This is a genomic window from Lysobacter soli, from assembly GCF_003382285.1.
Lineage (GTDB): Bacteria > Pseudomonadota > Gammaproteobacteria > Xanthomonadales > Xanthomonadaceae > Lysobacter_J > Lysobacter_J soli.
This window is the reverse complement of record NZ_QTJR01000011.1, coordinates 1-16019: the sequence shown is the minus strand read 5'-3', so window position 1 is coordinate 16019 and position 16019 is coordinate 1. Positions and strand designations below refer to the sequence as shown.

The 16019-nt window shown below is 67.1% G+C and carries 13 protein-coding genes; 6 read left to right on the top strand and 7 right to left on the bottom strand.

The features are described 5' to 3' along the window. Positions 1–321: 321 nt before the first annotated feature. From DX912_RS14135 to hslO, 3 genes are all read right to left on the bottom strand, one after another. A complete protein-coding gene (locus tag DX912_RS14135; RefSeq protein WP_115843376.1) occupies positions 322–3306 on the bottom strand; it encodes a TonB-dependent receptor domain-containing protein in 2985 nt (994 codons plus the stop codon). 274 nt (positions 3307–3580) lie between these two features. Then, positions 3581–4405 (bottom strand): XOO1806 family protein, encoded by an 825-nt coding sequence (locus DX912_RS14130; RefSeq protein ID WP_181902849.1) that lies wholly within the window; start codon positions 4403–4405, stop codon positions 3581–3583. 140 nt (positions 4406–4545) lie between these two features. Then, entirely contained in the window at positions 4546–5466 is a 921-nt protein-coding gene (gene hslO / locus DX912_RS14125; RefSeq protein ID WP_115843372.1) for an Hsp33 family molecular chaperone HslO, read from the bottom strand. A 115-nt stretch (positions 5467–5581) separates the two neighbouring features. Between hslO and mtgA the strand changes: the two genes are divergently transcribed. The 3 genes from mtgA (at position 5582) to DX912_RS14110 (ending at position 7915) form a co-directional block, all read left to right on the top strand. Then, positions 5582–6325 (top strand): monofunctional biosynthetic peptidoglycan transglycosylase, encoded by a 744-nt coding sequence (mtgA, locus tag DX912_RS14120; RefSeq protein WP_233433604.1) that lies wholly within the window; start codon positions 5582–5584, stop codon positions 6323–6325. A gap of 34 nt (positions 6326–6359) precedes the next feature. Next, positions 6360–7373, top strand: a complete 1014-nt coding sequence (locus DX912_RS14115; RefSeq protein ID WP_115843370.1) for a glycosyltransferase family 2 protein — start codon at positions 6360–6362, stop codon at positions 7371–7373. Between the two features lie 113 nt (positions 7374–7486). After that, positions 7487–7915, top strand: a complete 429-nt coding sequence (locus tag DX912_RS14110) for a CBS domain-containing protein (protein ID WP_115843552.1) — start codon at positions 7487–7489, stop codon at positions 7913–7915. A gap of 24 nt (positions 7916–7939) precedes the next feature. Here the strand turns inward: DX912_RS14110 and DX912_RS14105 are convergent, their stop codons facing one another. Both DX912_RS14105 and trhA read right to left on the bottom strand, forming a co-directional pair. Next, positions 7940–9829 carry an AsmA family protein gene (locus DX912_RS14105; protein WP_233433599.1) on the bottom strand — a complete coding sequence of 630 codons (1890 nt, stop codon included), beginning with the start codon at positions 9827–9829 and terminating at the stop codon, positions 7940–7942. Positions 9830–10045: 216 nt separating this feature from the next. After that, complete coding sequence (trhA, locus tag DX912_RS14100; protein WP_115843366.1) at positions 10046–10780, bottom strand: PAQR family membrane homeostasis protein TrhA; 735 nt, start codon at positions 10778–10780, stop codon at positions 10046–10048. Between the two features lie 206 nt (positions 10781–10986). Between trhA and DX912_RS14095 the strand changes: the two genes are divergently transcribed. Then, positions 10987–11610, top strand: coding sequence for a sulfotransferase family 2 domain-containing protein (locus DX912_RS14095; RefSeq protein ID WP_115843364.1), 624 nt, complete (start codon positions 10987–10989; stop codon positions 11608–11610). A 2-nt stretch (positions 11611–11612) separates the two neighbouring features. Next, on the top strand, positions 11613–12257 hold the full coding sequence (locus tag DX912_RS14090; protein ID WP_115843362.1) for an aspartyl/asparaginyl beta-hydroxylase domain-containing protein: 645 nt from the start codon (positions 11613–11615) through the stop codon (positions 12255–12257). 10 nt (positions 12258–12267) lie between these two features. Here DX912_RS14090 and DX912_RS14085 read toward each other — a convergent pair whose 3' ends face one another. Beyond that, positions 12268–12537, bottom strand: coding sequence for a DUF1294 domain-containing protein (locus DX912_RS14085; RefSeq protein ID WP_233433598.1), 270 nt, complete (start codon positions 12535–12537; stop codon positions 12268–12270). Positions 12538–12545: 8 nt separating this feature from the next. Next, the gene (locus tag DX912_RS14080) at positions 12546–14150 is read right to left on the bottom strand and encodes a peptide chain release factor 3 (protein WP_115843358.1); all 1605 of its coding nucleotides are present in this window, start codon (positions 14148–14150) and stop codon (positions 12546–12548) included. A 586-nt stretch (positions 14151–14736) separates the two neighbouring features. Here DX912_RS14080 and DX912_RS14070 point away from each other — a divergent pair. Continuing rightward, positions 14737–15819: an HDOD domain-containing protein gene (locus DX912_RS14070; protein WP_233433597.1), complete on the top strand. Its 1083-nt coding sequence runs from the start codon at positions 14737–14739 to the stop codon at positions 15817–15819. Positions 15820–16019 lie beyond the last annotated feature (200 nt).

Genomic DNA, 16019 nt, shown 5'->3' with positions numbered 1-16019 from the left:
GAAAAACTCAGGTGGTACTTCCCATGGGGCCCAGCCGACGGAGTCAAATCAGACGCCAAAAACGGCAAGGCTTAACCCGATCCTAACCCCCTCAACAGAAAAGTGAAAGACGCGTTAACTACCGGTTATCGGATCGTGACAAGTGAAACCAGCAAGGCCGGAAGCCTGAATCGGCACATCGAAAGGCCCCGCCGAATCCGCCGGGGTGGCAGAGCCGCTTTCGTGCTCGCGGCGGAGCGGCAGGCGGGCAGTGCGGCTTGCACGGGGCAAAAAAAAAGCGGCCCCTTTCGGGGCCGCTCGATTGCTCCATCCGTGGATGGATCAGAAGCGCTGCTGGTACTTCATGTAGAAGAAACGACCGATGTCGAACTGGCCCTGGTAGGACACGTTCGCGTTCGGCTGGCTGTACACCACCGGACCCTGGTGGTCGAACACGTTGTTCGCACCGACCGCGACGGTCGCGTTCCACGGCGCCTTCCAGCGGAATTCCAGGTCGTGGAAGGTGTTGGAGCCGATCTCGTTGATCGCGCGCGCCTGTGCCGGCACCGGGTTGGCGACGGCGAACTCCGGATTGGAGCACTCATCCGGGAACAGCGCGGCCGACAAGCAGGTTTCCTTCATGCCCGAGTAGTAGCGCATGCCCCAGGTCGCGCTCCACATGCCCAGATCCCACGTCAGGCTGGTGTTGGAGCGGACGCGGAAGGTACCCACGAAGCCCGGCGAGGTCGCGTAGCCGACCAGCTGCTGCGCCTTGGTCGCCGGGTTGGTGTCGGTCTTGATCTCGTCCTTGGTGGTGTACGTCGTCTGCCAGGACAGGTTGAACGTACCGAAGCCTTCCGTCGCCAGACGGTAGCTCAGGTCCATGTCCCAGCCCTCGGCCTCGCGGTAGCCGGCGTTGATGCTGGCGAAGGCGAGGTTGTTGACGTAACCCTGGGCCGCGTCACGCGTGAACAGTGCGCAGCGCGTCGGATCGTTCTGGATGTAGCAGTCGTTGAGGATCTGCGTCGGCGAGTCGGCGACGATGGTGTCGTCGATGCGGATGTTCCACCAGTCCAGGCTGATGTTCAGGCCTTCGATGAAGCCCGGGCTCCACACGGTGCCCAGCGTCTTGGACTCCGAGGTTTCCGGGATCAGGTTCGGGTTCGAACCGGAGAAGAACGCCACCGGCGACTGTGCGCCGGCCGCGGTCGCCGGGGTGAAGCCCTGCGCCAGCTGACGGAACGTGTTCGGGTTCGGAACCACCGGCGCCTGGGTGCCGCACGCAGCACGAACGGTCGGGTTGGACGCCGCCGCACCGAAGCTCGTGTCGCACGGGTCGGTGAAGAACGAGAACGTCTGCGAGCCGCCACCGTACAGGTCGGCGATCGTCGGCGCACGGAAGCCTTCAGCGTAGGTACCACGGAACAGCAGCGAATCCAGCGGCTTCCACTTGAAGCCGAACTTGCTGTTGAGCGTGTCGCCGAAGGTGTCGTAGTCCGAGTAGCGGGTGGCGAGGCTGAAGCTCAGTTCCTTCGCGCCCGGCAGGTCGGCCAGCACCGGGATGAACAACTCGGCGTAGATTTCGTCCACCGAGTAGCTGCCCTGCGTCGGACCGCTCGCGAGCGTGGTCGAGTTGCCCGTGACCGCCTGCGCGTCGGGAATGAAGCGACCTTCTTCCTTGCGGTTTTCGACGCCCACCGCCACGCCCAGGTCGCCCGCCGGCAACGTCGCCAGCGAACCGCTCAGGTTCGCCGCGTACACCGTCGTTTCAGTTTCGCCCGACGAATTCAGGCGCTGGAACAGCCAGTCCTGCAGGGCCTGGTTGCCGGTGAGGCCGCCGTCGCCGACGCGACCGTACGGGATGAACGGGTTCCACGGCACGCAGCCCAGGATCACGTTGCCCGGCGTGCCGCACTTGACCACGCCGTCGGTGTCCAGGAACGAGGCACCGGTCGACTGACGGGCGCGCTCGATGTTGAGGTTGCCGTAGTTTTCCTGGTGGACCTTGTTGTTGTTGTAGAGGTAGTTGACGTCCCAGTCGAACATGCGGTCGGCGACGCCAAAGCTGCCTTCCACGGCCGCGGCGAAACGCCACGTGGTGGACTGCGGCTGGTCGACGCGCGGCACTTCCCACGTACGACGGGTGAAGTTCACCGCGTGCGGATTGGCGAAGCCGTGCCAGGTGCCGACCGGGTTGTAGTAGCTGTTCGCGGCCATCTTGAAGCCGCCCGGCACGACGCCGGCCGAGGCGCTCTGGAACGGATAGCCGGCGACCTGGCGCTCGGAGGTGCGGTCGGTGTACAGCACGTCACCGCGGAAGCGCACGTTCTCGGTGATGTCGAACAGGCCGTTGACGAACAGCGACTTGCTCTCCAGCGGCGTGCGCAGGTGCGTCTGCTGGTTGGTGTTGCTCTTGTCGACCGGGGAACCGTTCGGATCTGCAGCCGTAGTGCCGGTGTTCGTGTTCTGCGTGTGGTAGTTGGCGATGCGGCGCCAGTCCGCACCCTCGTTGAGCACCAGGTTGCCCACGCCGAACGGGTTGGTCGTGGCGTTGCGGGCGTCGGTCACCTGGCCCCACTGCGAAGCCGTGGTCCAGCCGCGGGTCGGGTGCTTGTAGCTCTGCGGGTACGCCGAATACTCGCGATCGCGTGCGAAGACTTCCTCTTCCTTGCGGTATTCGACGGCCGCCGTCAGCGAGCCGCGGTCACCGGTGAAGCCGAGGATGCCCGAAGCGCGCGTGGTCTCGCCGTCGCCTTCGCTGTACTGGCCGTAGTACGCATCGACCGTGGCACCTTCGAAGTTCGAGCGCGTGATGATGTTCACCACGCCGGCGATGGCGTCCGAGCCGTAGATCGACGAGGCGCCGTCCTTCAGCACTTCGACGCGCTCGACCGCGACGGTCGGGATGAGCGACACGTCCTGCAGGCCGCTGGTGCTGATGCCCAGGCGCTTGCCGTTGACCAGGATCAGCGTGCGCGTCGTACCGAGGTTGCGCATGCTGATGAACTGGCCGCCGACGTTCTCGCCCGCGCTGAGCGGGGAGGCGCGGCTGATGGCCGGGGCGCCGACGGCGGAAATGTTCTGCAGGATGTCGGCGACCGACTGGAAGCCCTGCTGTTCGATGTCCGCGCGGCTGATGGTGAGCACCGGCGCTTCGGTCTCGATGTCGACCTGGCGGATGCGCGAGCCGGTGACTTCGATGCGGTCGAGCGTGGTGGTCTGCTGCTGTTCCTGTGCGACGGCGATGCCGGTACTGGCGACCGCGGTAGCGCCGACCGCGAGCGAATAGACGATCGCGTCGCGGAGCGGGGTGGTCTTCAAGTTCATCTCTCTCTCCAAGCGTGAGTCGATGGATCCCATGGGACCTGGCCGGTGGCGTCAAACGGAACGCCAAAATCGGCAAGGCAACCGGATCCTAACCAGCTTGCGCGAGAAGTGAAAGTGTCGTTAACGCACAGTTTGAAACATGTGAAATCCGTACGCCTTGGTACTGCGACGTATGGAGTCCACAGGCCTGTGATCAAACGCAAAACGGCCGCGCTGGTTGCGCGGCCGTCGTGGTTTCGTGCCCGGAGTTCGGCGCAATGCGCCGCGGCTCACGTCAGAGATCCTGCTCGTATCGGACGTAAGGCACGGTGCCTTCGTCCTTGTCGACGTTCTCCGGTGCGAACGGATTCTTGCCGCGAGTCACGACGTTCTCTGCACCGACCGTGAGCTGTCCGCTCCACGGCGTGCGCCAAGTCAGGCCGACGCCCAAGCCTTCCCACTGGCCGGGTTCGCCCGGCGTGTCGACCACGCGGCCGACGATGTTGGCGCTGAAATTGCCCATGCCCGCGCCAACGGTAAGACTGTGGCTGCTCCAGCGATCGGCCAGCGCAGGCATTTCGCCCGCGGGGATGAGCTTGGCCCGCGCCCACGTGCCGCCGATCGAAACCGTGGCTTCACGGCCGATGTTCTTCTGGCCGTAGACGGTGAGGGTGTTCTGGTCGACCTTGCTGAACTTCGCGTTCGGGCTCAGCCAGGCAGGCAGGGTGTCGCGCCCGGTGCCGAGCGCCAGGCCGACCTTGCCGCCGGCGCGGCTCAGGCTTGCGCCAAGCGTGCCGGTACGGGCCGCGGTGCGATCGTCGTCCTCGTCGAGCGAGGCGAGTGCGCAATGGTTGGCGAGGTTGCCGATGGCGCCGGCCAGGCCGGTCTTGCGATCGCAGACCAGGCCGAGCGTGTCGCCTGCTTCCAGGCCGAAGGCCGCATCGAGCGTGTTGCTGCCCACGCGCCAGCGGGCGCCTGCGACGGGCGCGCCGGTAGGTTCGAGCTGCAGGAGGTATTCGAGCTTGCCGCTGCTCTGGTTCCAGACCGGCAGGTAGGTCGTATCCGCGGCCGTGGTGCGGGACTGCGCGTGCACGCCTGCCGCCACGCCAATGGCGAGCATCAGGGTCAACGGCAGTCGAAGCAGGCGCGTGTTCATGTCTTGGATACGACCGGTTTAACCGGGCGGAGTTCCCCTCTCCTGAGGACCGCGACTATAGACCGTTTATGTTTATTTAACAATTCCCCAGGGCGTCCGGACGGTCACTGGACCCTGTCCGGGGCCGCCAGTTCCGTCGTTGCCACGGTGAACAAGCTAGCGATTTCCTCTGCGTCGAAACGGTAACTCTGTCCGCAAAACTCGCAACGGATCTCGGCGGCGCCACCGGCCGCCTCGACGGCCGCCTCCGCCTCGGCCTGGCCGAGGGAGACGAGCATCGACTCCACCCGCTCGCGCGAACACGAGCATGCGAAGCGAAGCGGCCTTTGCCCCAGCACCTGCACCCCGTCCTCGTGGAACAGTCGGGTCAGCAGGTCATCCGCGGACCATTCCAGCAGCTCGCGCGTGGTGAGCGTGTCGAACAGCGCACCCACCCGCGACCAGCCGTCGTCGTCGCCATGATCCCCCGGCAGCTTCTGCAACATCAGCCCCGCGGCCTGCCGTTCGTCGGCGGCGAGCAGGAGCCTCGTCGGCAACTGCTCGGACTGGCGGAAGTAGTCCTCGAAGGCGCCGGCGAGCGAGTCCGACTCCAGCGACACCAGGCCCTGGTAGCGCATGGGTTCGCGTCCATCGAGCGACGGGTTCTCGATGGTGATGGCCAGCAGCGCGCCTTCGCCGAGGTCGCGCAGGTCGCGCGAAACGGTCCCGGCGTCCTCGTCGACCTGCGCGATGCCGCGCAAGGTGCCGGCGGCGGTGCACTCGGCAAACAGGGTGCGCAGCGCGCCATGGCCCCGCAGCTGCACCGACAGCCGGCCGTCGACCTTGGCGTGGCCGGTGAATGCAGCCGCTGCGACGAGCGCCTCGCCGAGCAGTTCGGCCGCGGCCTGCGGGTACTCGGCGCGTTCGCGGACCTGCGTCCACGTATCGGCCAGGTGCACGCGCACGCCGCGTACGCCGGCGGTCTCGATGAGGAAGCGGGTCAACTTGTCGCGGTCGCCGACGGGCGCGGTATCGGTCTGGGGCATGCGGAACTCGTGCGGTTGGCGCGCGTCGTTGGAATAATGCGCGCGGTCGTGTGAAGAGGCGTCAAGTTTGAAAAGTCGACACCACCATGGGGACGGAGCATCGCCCGTGCAAGAGTTGGACGCCGCGGCATCGCCGGCGCACGGGCACGCGTTGCCGCGCCGACGCCGTCGCTGGCTGCGCTGGTTGATCGCGCTTCCGCTTGCGGCTCTGGTGCTGAGCGTGGTGCAGGTGGCGACGCTGCGCTTCGTCGATCCGCCCTTCAGTGCCTTCATGGTCTGGCGCCAGCTCGAAGCCTGGGGCGATGGCGACTGGTCGTTCCGCATCGCCCATGACTGGCGCGATCTGGACGACATCTCGCCCTACGTGCCGCTTGCGGTGATCGCCTCGGAAGACCAGACCTTCGCCGAGCACTACGGCTTCGACCTCAAGGCCATCGAGCGCGCGCGCAAGAACAACGAGCGCGGCCGCAAGGTGCGCGGCGGCAGCACCATCAGCCAGCAGACGGCGAAGAACCTGTTCCTGTGGAGCGGACGCAGCTGGGTGCGCAAGGGCATCGAGGCTTGGTACACCGTGCTCATCGAGACGATGTGGCCCAAGCACCGCATCGTCGAGGTGTACGTCAACGTCGCCGAGTTCGGTGACGGGGTGTACGGCGCGCAGGCCGCCGCGCGCACGTACTTCCGGAAGGACGCCGCGCGGCTCACCGCAGCAGAGGCTGCCCGCATGGCCGCCGTGCTGCCGAGCCCGCGTCGCTACAGCATCGCCAAGCCCGGTCCATATGTGCAGCGGCGTGCTCAGGCGATCCAACGCCAGATGCGCTACATGGGCGGCACCGGATACCTGCAACGCCTCGAATGAGCTCCGGCTCCCGATCACCCAGTACCATCCCGTCATGACCGCCGAACGCCTCACGATCGTCATTGCCGCCTTCAACGAGGCCGACAGCCTGCCGGTGCTGCACCCGCGCATCGAGGCGCAGCTCGACGCGCTCGCGCGCGACGGCATCGACGCGCAGGTGCTGTATGTCGACGACGGCAGCCGCGACGCGACCTGGCAGGTGATGCAGCACCTCGCGGCGGCCGATCGCCGGATCGCACTGCTGCGCCTGTCGCGCAATTTCGGCAAGGAGCTGGCGCTGACCGCGGGACTGGATCGCGTGGACGAGGGCGCGGCGCTGATCCTCGACGCCGACGGGCAGGATCCGCCGGAACTGATCCCGCAATTCGTCGCCAAGTGGCGCGAGGGCTACGACGACATCCACGGCACGCGCATGGAGCGCGAAGGCGAAAGGTGGCTCAAGCGCGTCACCGCGCACGCGTTCTATCGCGTGATCGGCGCGCTTTCGAAAACGCCGATTCCTGCCGACACCGGCGATTTCCGCTTGCTCTCGGCCCGCGCGCTGCATGCATTGCAGCAGCTGCGCGAACGCCATCGCTTCATGAAGGGCCTGTTCGGCTGGGTCGGCTACAACCGCATCGCGATTCCTTATCACCGCGACCCGCGCATGGCCGGCAGCAGCAAGTTCAATTTCTGGCGCCTGTGGAACCTCGCGCTGGAAGGCATCACCAGTTTTTCGACCGCGCCGTTACGACTGGCCACGTATCTGGGCCTGCTGACCGCGCTGGTCGCCTTCCTCTATGGCGTGGCGATCATCGTCAAGGCACTGCTGTGGGGCGATCCGGTCGCGGGCTGGCCGACGATGATGTCGGTGATCCTCTTCCTCGGCGGCGTACAGCTGATCGCGCTGGGCGTGATCGGCGAATACCTCGGTCGCCTCTACGACGAATCCAAGCAACGCCCGCTCTATCTGGTGGACAGCTGGCAGCCCGCGTCTCCCGCCCGGCCGGCGCATGCGGCCGACGAGGGCGATCGCGTCCACCGTCTGCACGGTTCCGCGGTGGACTGAGCGGGCTTCGAGAGCGCTCGATGCGGGTCCCGTCGCGCGTTCACGCCTTCGCATGCGTTGACGCCGCGCTGGAGTATGCTCGGCCGCGAGCCCCCAGGAACATGGAGTCGGCCATGCGTACCGTGCGGCAACTGCTGGAAGCCAAGGCGCCGGAAGTGTTCGCGATCGGCCCGGACGCGCCCGTGATCGACGCGATCCGCCTCATGGCCGAAAAGCGCATCGGTGCGGTACTGGTGCTTGAGGGCGGGCGGCTGGTAGGCATTCTTTCCGAACGCGATTACGCGCGGAAGATCGTGCTGCAGGGCCGCTCCTCGGCCGACACACCGGTGCGCACGATCATGACGGCCGAAGTCATCAGCATCGGCCTGGACGACACCACCGATCGCTGCATGCAGATCGTCACCGACCGCCGCATCCGCCACCTGCCGGTCGTGCACAACGGGCAGGTGCTTGGCGTGGTGTCGATCGGCGACCTCGTGAAGGCGGTGATCGAAGACCAGCAACTCGAACTGGACCAGCTGCAGCGCTACATCGCCAGCTGACGCGAGCGATACGGCGGCCGGGACCTACTTCGCGTACTTCCCGCCGCAACCCGAGTCTTCGCCCGGACCAAGTTCCAGCGTCGCCAGCAACGCCGCCGGCGGCGTGATCGTCGCCAACGTCAGCGCGATCGCGCCACGCAGGCCGACCTTCGCCAGGTCCGGATGCACCGCAGGCTTCTTGAACGTGCCATCCACGCGCAGCGGCGTGCGGAAGGCGAGCAGGCTGCGGTCCTTCGGACGCGGCCGGATCGTGAGATCGAGCTTCTCGTCGCGCAGGTTCACCGTGCCGGAGCCGATGAGGATCGTGTCGCTCGTATCGAAGGCGAGCGAACGCGTGGTCATCAGGCCGTCGTCGACGCCGAAGTCGGCGAACGCGCAGCGCACGGGAATCTGCTTGTCGCCGCCGAGCTTGAACTTGATGATCTCGGCCAGGTCGATGCCGGCCATCTCCATCAGCAGGTTGCTGATGCGGCCCTGGCCCATGCCGACGGCAATGTTGCCGTCGCTGCTGCCGAGCATCGCGGCGATGGAATTGCCGGTGCCTTCGATGCCGACCTTGCCGCTGATCTTGCCGATCGCGTTCTGCGTGATCTCGACCTTGGGCAGCAGCTTGCCGAGGTTCAATCCGGCGATGTCCGCGTCGGCGCGCGTGCGGATCGTGTCGGTACGCGCGTCCATGCGGATGCGCGAGCGGATGTCGCCTTCGGCCACGCCGAAGTTGAGCGGGTCGAGCTTGAGCATGCCGCCTTCGAGCAGCAGGTGCGCGTCCATGTCGTCCAGCGGCAGGCTGGGCGCGTTGATGCGCATCGCGCGCAGGCGGACGTCGGCATCCATCGCGCGCAGTTTGGTGAGGTTGTACGGCGTCTGCGGCAGCAGGCGCCCGCTCGCATCCTGCTGCGCCGCATCCTTGTCCTGCTCGGCGTTGGCGGTCTCGCCGCGACCGGTCTGCGGCGTGCCGCCGACGAAACCGGCGAGGTCGTCGAAGTCCAGGCGGCGCGAGGTCAGGTCCGCGCGCAGGTACGGACGCTTGCCGGAGGTGTCGACGCTCGCATCGCCATGCATGTCGCTGTCGCCGATGCGGCCGTCGAACTTGCGGTAATGCCAGACCTCGCCCTCGCGGCTGAAGCGCCCGTCGAGCGAGTACGGCGGCGTGTGTGGAATCGCCAGGCCGAGCAGCGGATACAGGTCGCCCAGGTCGCGCCCCGACAGCTTCATCTGCAGGTCGAACCCGCGAAGGCGGAGCGGATCGAGCAGCGTGCCGCGCGCATGCGCGTGCGTCGCGCCAGCGGAGGCGCGCACGTTGATGCGGTACGGCGCGGTGCGATCGCGCAGCAACAGCGGCGAAGCGGCATTGCCCTGAAGGACGAACCGGTTGTTCTGCCACAGGCCGCCGCCCACCACGGACACCGGCGCGGAAGCATCGCGCGCGGCCTTGTGCTGGCTGCTCACGCCGACGCGGATGTCAGTGCGGTTGGGTGCATCGAGGAACTGCACGAAGCCCCGCTGGATATCGACGCGACGGAATTGCACGTCGGTGTCGCCGCCCTTCTCGCCGAAGATCCAGTTGCCGTCGCCGCCTTTCGGGTTGGTCTCCAGGAGCAGGCGCGGGTTGTCGAGCCGGATCAACGGCAACAACACCTGGCGACGCAGCAGCGGCCACAATGCGATGCCTATTTCGGCGCGGTCGGCGGTCGCCATCTGCGGCGCGCGCGACCATTCGGCGTTGCCGAAGCTGACCTTTTCGGCGGAGACGACCGGCGTCCAGCCCAGGTCGACATCGAGGTTCCCGCCGATGTGGAACTCACGGCCGGTGCGCGCCTTGACCTGGCGCTCGACCGGGCCCTTGAACCAGTTCCAGTCCCAGATCGCGATGAGGACGGCGACGAGCACCGCCACGATTGCCAGTGCCGTCATTACCGGATGGCGATGCGGCCACGCGCGGCCGTTCGCGTCGTCCGGTCCCGCTGCGTGTGCGCTGCGCCAGGGCATGCGTCACGCGCGCGCGCCGCAGCGCACGCGAAGCTCGGGAATGAATGGGAGACGCAATCGGTTCACTGCACACTTCCGCAAGAATCGCCCCCACCATCGGCGGCGCGCGGTAAAGCGAAAGTGAATGCGTTTGCGAGCAGTTCAGGTCGGAAGCAGCGTTCCCGGCGTGACGACCTGCGCCATCACGGCGACGTAATGGCACACGCTTCCGGCGACGACGAACAGATGCCAGATCGCGTGCGAGTACGGCAGCGAAGGCCGGTGATAGAACACCGTGCCCAGCGTATAGAAGAGGCCGCCACCGAACAGCCAACCGATGGTCCAGCCGTCGAGCGCGCCGATCAGCGGCTTGATTGCGACCAGCACCAGCCAGCCCATGGCGATGTAGATGCCGGTCGACAGCAACTTGAAGCGCCCGGTGAAGAACAGCTTGAACACGACGCCCGCCAGCGCCAGCGTCCAGATCGCTGCGAACAGTCCCCAGCCCCACGGCCCGCGCAGGCCGATGAGCGTGAAGGGCGTGTAGGTGCCCGCGATCAGCAGGTAGATCGCGCAGTGATCCACCACCTTCAGCCGGGCCTTGGCGACCGGATGCTGGATCGCGTGGTACAGCGTGGACGCGAGGTAGAGCGCCAGCAGGCAAATGCCGAATACGATCGCGCTGCCCAGTTGCCAGCCGTCGCCGAACAGCGCGGCGAGGGTGATCAGGACCGCGCCGCCGGCGAGCGCGGCGGTGGCGCCCAGGCCATGGGTCAGCGCGTTGACGAGTTCCTCGCGGACCGAATGCGGCTCGTCCGCCGCGGAAGGCCGCGCGGAGGGCGCAATGGGCGGCTCGACAGGAGCGGAGCCGTCATGGACGGAGCGTGCGGGGGGCATGGTTCGAGCATCCTAGCGCAGGCTGGAGTATTTGCTCTGATGTGGGCCGTCCCGTTCGCCCGGGCTGTGACGCGGCGCGCAGGATGCGCACGCCGTCGCGGCCCGCTCGTGCGCCGCGTCGCGCAGGATGCGCACGCCGTCGCGGCCCGCTCGTGCGCCGCGTCGCGCTCTATGATGGCCGGCAGAGCCAATCGCGTCGGGGACCGATGATCATCTCGCACCAGCACCGCTTCGTTTTCGCCGCCATTCCCAAGACCGGCACGCATTCGGTGCGGCAGGCGCTGCGCGAGCACATGAGCGAGGACGATCTCGAACAGGTCGGCCTGTTCGTCAACAAGCGGTTCCCGTTCGAGGAACTCGCCGCGATCAAGCACGGCCACATCACGTTGCAGCAGATCCGTCCGTTCCTCGGCGACGAGGCATTCGCGTCGTACTTCAAGTTCGCCTTCGTGCGTAACCCGTTCGACCGCTTCATCTCGTACTGCGCGTTCATGACGCGCGCCGACGGAGCGTTCCTGAAGAACCCGCAGCAGGTGATGCGCTACATCCTGCAGGACCCGCGCGCCCGGCAGCACATCCTGTTCCAGCCGCAGCACACGTTCGTCACCGGCGAAGATGGCGCGGTGCTCGCCGACCACGTCGGGCGCGTGGAGGACATGCAGGGGTCGTACGATCTGATCTGCGAACGCCTGAAGATCCCCGGGGCGACGCTCGGTCAGGTCAACAGCTCGCGCCGCGGCAGCTACCGCGATTACTACGACGATGCGCTGATCCAGGACGTCGCGTCCGTATACAGGCGCGACCTCGAACTGTTCGGCTACGAGTTCTGACCATGGCCACCACGACGTTCCCGCCCGCCGGCTTCAAACCGGAAGACATCCAGCCCAATCCGCGCAAGACGACATCGGTGCGACGCCTGGGCCATGTCGACATCGCACGCCTGCGCGAGGCGGTGCTCGCGCTGCCCGAGGCGACGTGGGACGCGGAGAACGCCGACAAGCCCAACCGCTTCGAAGCGCTCGATCGCACGCGCCACATCGTGTTCCGCTTCGTCAGCGACTTCCAGGACTGGCGCAAGCACTACGAACGGCCGCTGTGGTCGTCATGGCGCGAGCTGCTCGAGCCCGTCATGGCGCAGGCCGTGGCGCCGTACGGCTATGCGAACGCGGAATTCCCGCGCGTGATGCTCGCGCGCATGGCGCCGGGCGGCGTGATCAAGCCGCATCGCGACGCGAACCCGGCCGCGAAGTGGCCGCACAAGATCCACGTGCCGCTTCTCACCAACGACCGCGTCGTGTTCTTCATCGACGGCACCGGCTACCACTTCGTCGAAGGCGAGGCGGTGGAAGTGAGCAACATGGCCGTGCACGCCGTGGAGAACAACGGCGACACCGACCGCATCCACCTGATCTTCGAATACTTCGACGCGGACCAGACGATCCCGGACTGGGTGGGGAAGTTGCCGGCGCGGAAGTGACGCGCGCGCGTCAGCGGAACAGGTAGAACAGCCCCAGCACGATGACCTGCAGCGCGACGATCGCCATCATGGCCCGGCGGAACGCCGCCTTCGCCGTCTTGTGGCGGAACAACGCCATCGCCAGCAGGGCGCCCGGCGAGCCGCCGAGTAGCGCGAGCGTCAAAAGCGTCCGTTCCGGCACGCGCCGGCGCGTACCGCCCGCAATCGCCTTGTCGTAGGCGAACACGAGCACGGTGGCGGCGTTGAGCGCCAGCCACGCGGCCAGCCACCAAAGCGCCACCGGCGACATCAGTCGAACGCCGCCGCGTGCGCGTGCTCGCGCGTGGCCAGGAACGTCACGTCCGGCGCACGTTCCTGCGCCAGCTGCAGGTTCACGCGCGTGGGAGCGAGGTAAACCAGCTGGCCGGCCGCATCGAGCGCGAGGTTCATCGCGTTCTTGTCGCGGAACTCTTCCAGCTTCTTCTCGTTGTCGCAGCGGATCCAGCGGGCGGTCGCCACGCTGACCTGCTCGAAGCTCGCGTCCACGCCGTACTCGTCCTTCAGGCGGTACGCGACGACATCGAACTGCAGCACGCCGACTGCGCCGAGGATCAGGTCGTTGCTCATCAGCGGGCGGAAGAACTGCGTCGCGCCTTCTTCCGACAGCTGCGCGAGGCCCTTCTGCAGCTGCTTGAGTTTCAGCGGATCGCGCAGGCGCGCGCGGCGGAACAGCTCGGGCGCGAAGTTCGGGATGCCGGTGAAGCTCAGGTTCTCGCCTTCGGTGAACGTGTCGCCGATGGAGATCGTGCCGTGGTTGTGGATGCCGATGACGTCGCCCGGCCACGCGCTCTCGGCGATCTCGCGATCGCTCGCCATGAAGGTCAGCGCGTTGGCGAGCTTCACTTCCTTGCCGCTGCGCACGTGGAACGCCTTCATGCCGGCGCTGAACTTGCCCGAGCACACGCGCATGAACGCCACGCGGTCGCGGTGTTGCGGATCCATGTTCGCCTGGATCTTGAAGACGAAGCCGGTGAGCTTGGGCTCGTACGCGGCGACTTCGCGCGACGTGGTGGCGCGCGGCTTGGGCGAGGGCGCGTGCTCGACGAAGAAGTCCAGCAGCAGCTGCACGCCGAAGTTGTTCACGGCCGAGCCGAAGAACACCGGCGTCTGTTCGCCGGCCAGATACTTCGCGACGTCGAACGGATGCGAGGCGCCTTCGACCAGTTCCAGCTCGTCGCGCAGTTCCTGCAGCATCTGCGCACCGATGCGCGCTTCCAGCGCCGGGTCGTCGATGGACGGGAAGATCGTCGAATCCTGGCGCGTGAAGTTGCGGCCCTGTTCGTACAGGTGCACCTCGCCGGTGACCAGGTGCACCACGCCCTTCAGGCGCTGGCCCATGCCGATGGGCCAGGTGATGGGCGCGCACTGGATCTTCAGCACGCTTTCCACTTCATCCAGCAGCTCGATCGGGTTCTTGCCTTCGCGGTCGAGCTTGTTGATGAAGGTCATGATCGGCGTGTCGCGCAGGCGGCACACCTCCATCAGCTTGATCGTGCGCTCCTCGACGCCCTTGGCGACGTCGATGACCATCAGCGCCGAGTCCACCGCGGTGAGCACGCGGTAGGTGTCCTCGCCGAAGTCGGCGTGGCCCGGGGTGTCGAGCAGGTTGACGATGCTGCCCTCGTAGGGGAACTGCATCACCGAGCTGGTCACCGAGATGCCGCGCTCCTTTTCCAGCGCCATCCAGTCGGAGGTCGCATGGCGCGCGGCCTTGCGGCCCTTGACCGAGCCGGCCATCTGGATCGCACCGCCGAACAGCAGCAGCTTTTCGGTGAGCGTGGTCTTGCCCGCGTCGGGGTGCGAGATGATCGCGAACGTGCGGCGGCGGGCGGCTTCGAGGGAAACGTCGGACATGGCAACGGCGGGCGCGGACGGGCCGGAGACGGCGGTCCGCGGGTCGGTAGTCGGGAAGGGCGGGAATTATACGCGGCTGGCCCGGGCGGCCGTCGGGAGCAGGGCGGCCGGCGTTCGGGCACACGATATCCTGGCTGAAAGCCTGGCGATCCGAGCTCCGGGCTCGGCGTCCGGAGCTTGTGGCTCGGCCGTCCGAGCTCCGGACTCGGTGTTCGGAGCTGAGAGCTCGGCGGTTCAAGCTCCGAGCTCGGCGTTCGGAGCAAATAGCTCGGCGGTCGGGGCTCCGAGCTCGGCGTTCGGGGCAAATAGCTCGGCGGTCCGGGCTCCGAGCTCGGCGTTCGGGGCAAATAGCTCGGCAGTCCGAGCTCCGGACTCGGCGTCACGAGCAGACGGCTCGACGGTCCGAGCGAATTGCTCCGCCGCTCGAGCTCCGAGCTCGATGCCCAAGCCCCGTCAGACGGGCCGGAACCGAAAGTGTGCGCCCGCTCCCAATTCAGAACATCCCCGTTCAGCAGTTCCTAAAGCCCGGCCTATGCGTGCCGCTACCCGTCATGGATATTCGCATTCCGTATTTCCGGGGGTTGCAGTGCGCATCGTGATCGTGGGTGAGGACGCCGGCCGCGCCGGCGAATTCGAGGAGTCGCTGAGTTATTTCGATCTGGGCTGGAATGTGCAGTGGCTGGCCGAACCCGATGCGGCACTGTCGTCGGGCGAGCCCGTCGACGTCTTCATCTGCGGCCTGCGCCTGGGCGTCGTGCCGGGTCCGGTCCTGCTGAGCCAGGTGGCGGCGCTGCACCCGCAGGCGGTGCGCATCCTGCTGCTGGATCCGGACGAGGACAGCGGCAGCATGCAGGGCCTGGATTGCGCGCACCGGCTGCTGTCGCGACCGCTGGATGCCGGCGAGTTGATCGAGGCCATCGACAGCGTGGCCGAACTGCGCAACGTGCTGGGCAGCGAGGAACTCAAGCAGGCGGTGGGCCGCGTCGGCTCGCTCCCGCCGCCGCCGCGCCTGTACCTGGAACTCTCGCGCCTGCTGCGCGATCCGGATGCGAGCAACGCGGCCATCGCGCAGATGCTCTCGCAGGACCCGGCGATCGTCGCCAAGGTGCTGCGCCTGTGCAATTCGGCGTACTTCTCCGGCGGTCGCGAGATCACCGACATCCGCGCTGCGGTCACGCGACTGGGCCATCAGCAGCTGCTGCGCCTGGTGCTGGCCAGCGAGGCCTTCGGCCCGAACCAGCTGGCCGGGAAGGAACGCGAGGCGATCCAGGACCGCGCGCTGCGGACCTCGCGCCTGGCGCGTCGCCTGCTCGCGGGCCCGAGCGCCGAACTCGCTGCCACCGCCGGCCTGCTGGCGGAAGTCGGCAAGCTGCTGCCGGGCGTGTCCGACGGTTCGGAAGGTTCGAGCGGCCCGCACTACGCCGAGGCCGGTGCGTACCTCCTGGGCCTGTGGGGCCTGCCGATGCCGATCGTCGAAGGCGTCGCGTTCCAGCACCGCCCGGGTCGCCTGAAGGCGAGCGGCTTCTGGGTCGCCGGTGCCGTGCACGTGGCCTCGTCGCTGGTCGCCGGTGCGCCGGTGGACGAGGGTTACCTGCGAGGCGTCAATGTCCTGGACCGCCTGCCGCAATGGCGCGATCTGGTGGAGCCGTCGGCAGCGCAGGCCGCGTAAGCGGTTCGGTTTGAAGTGTTTGCGAAGGGGCGCGTCGGTGACGCGCCCTTTTTGTTTCTGCGCGCTCGCGACGCGTAGCGGTCGCTGCGGGCTGATGGGTTCCATATTCCGCTGGAATGACGAGGCGCGCTTCAAGCCCCTCTCCCACCGGGAGAGGGGTTGGGGTGAGGGGTAACGAAGCCGTAGCGGTGAACGAACGG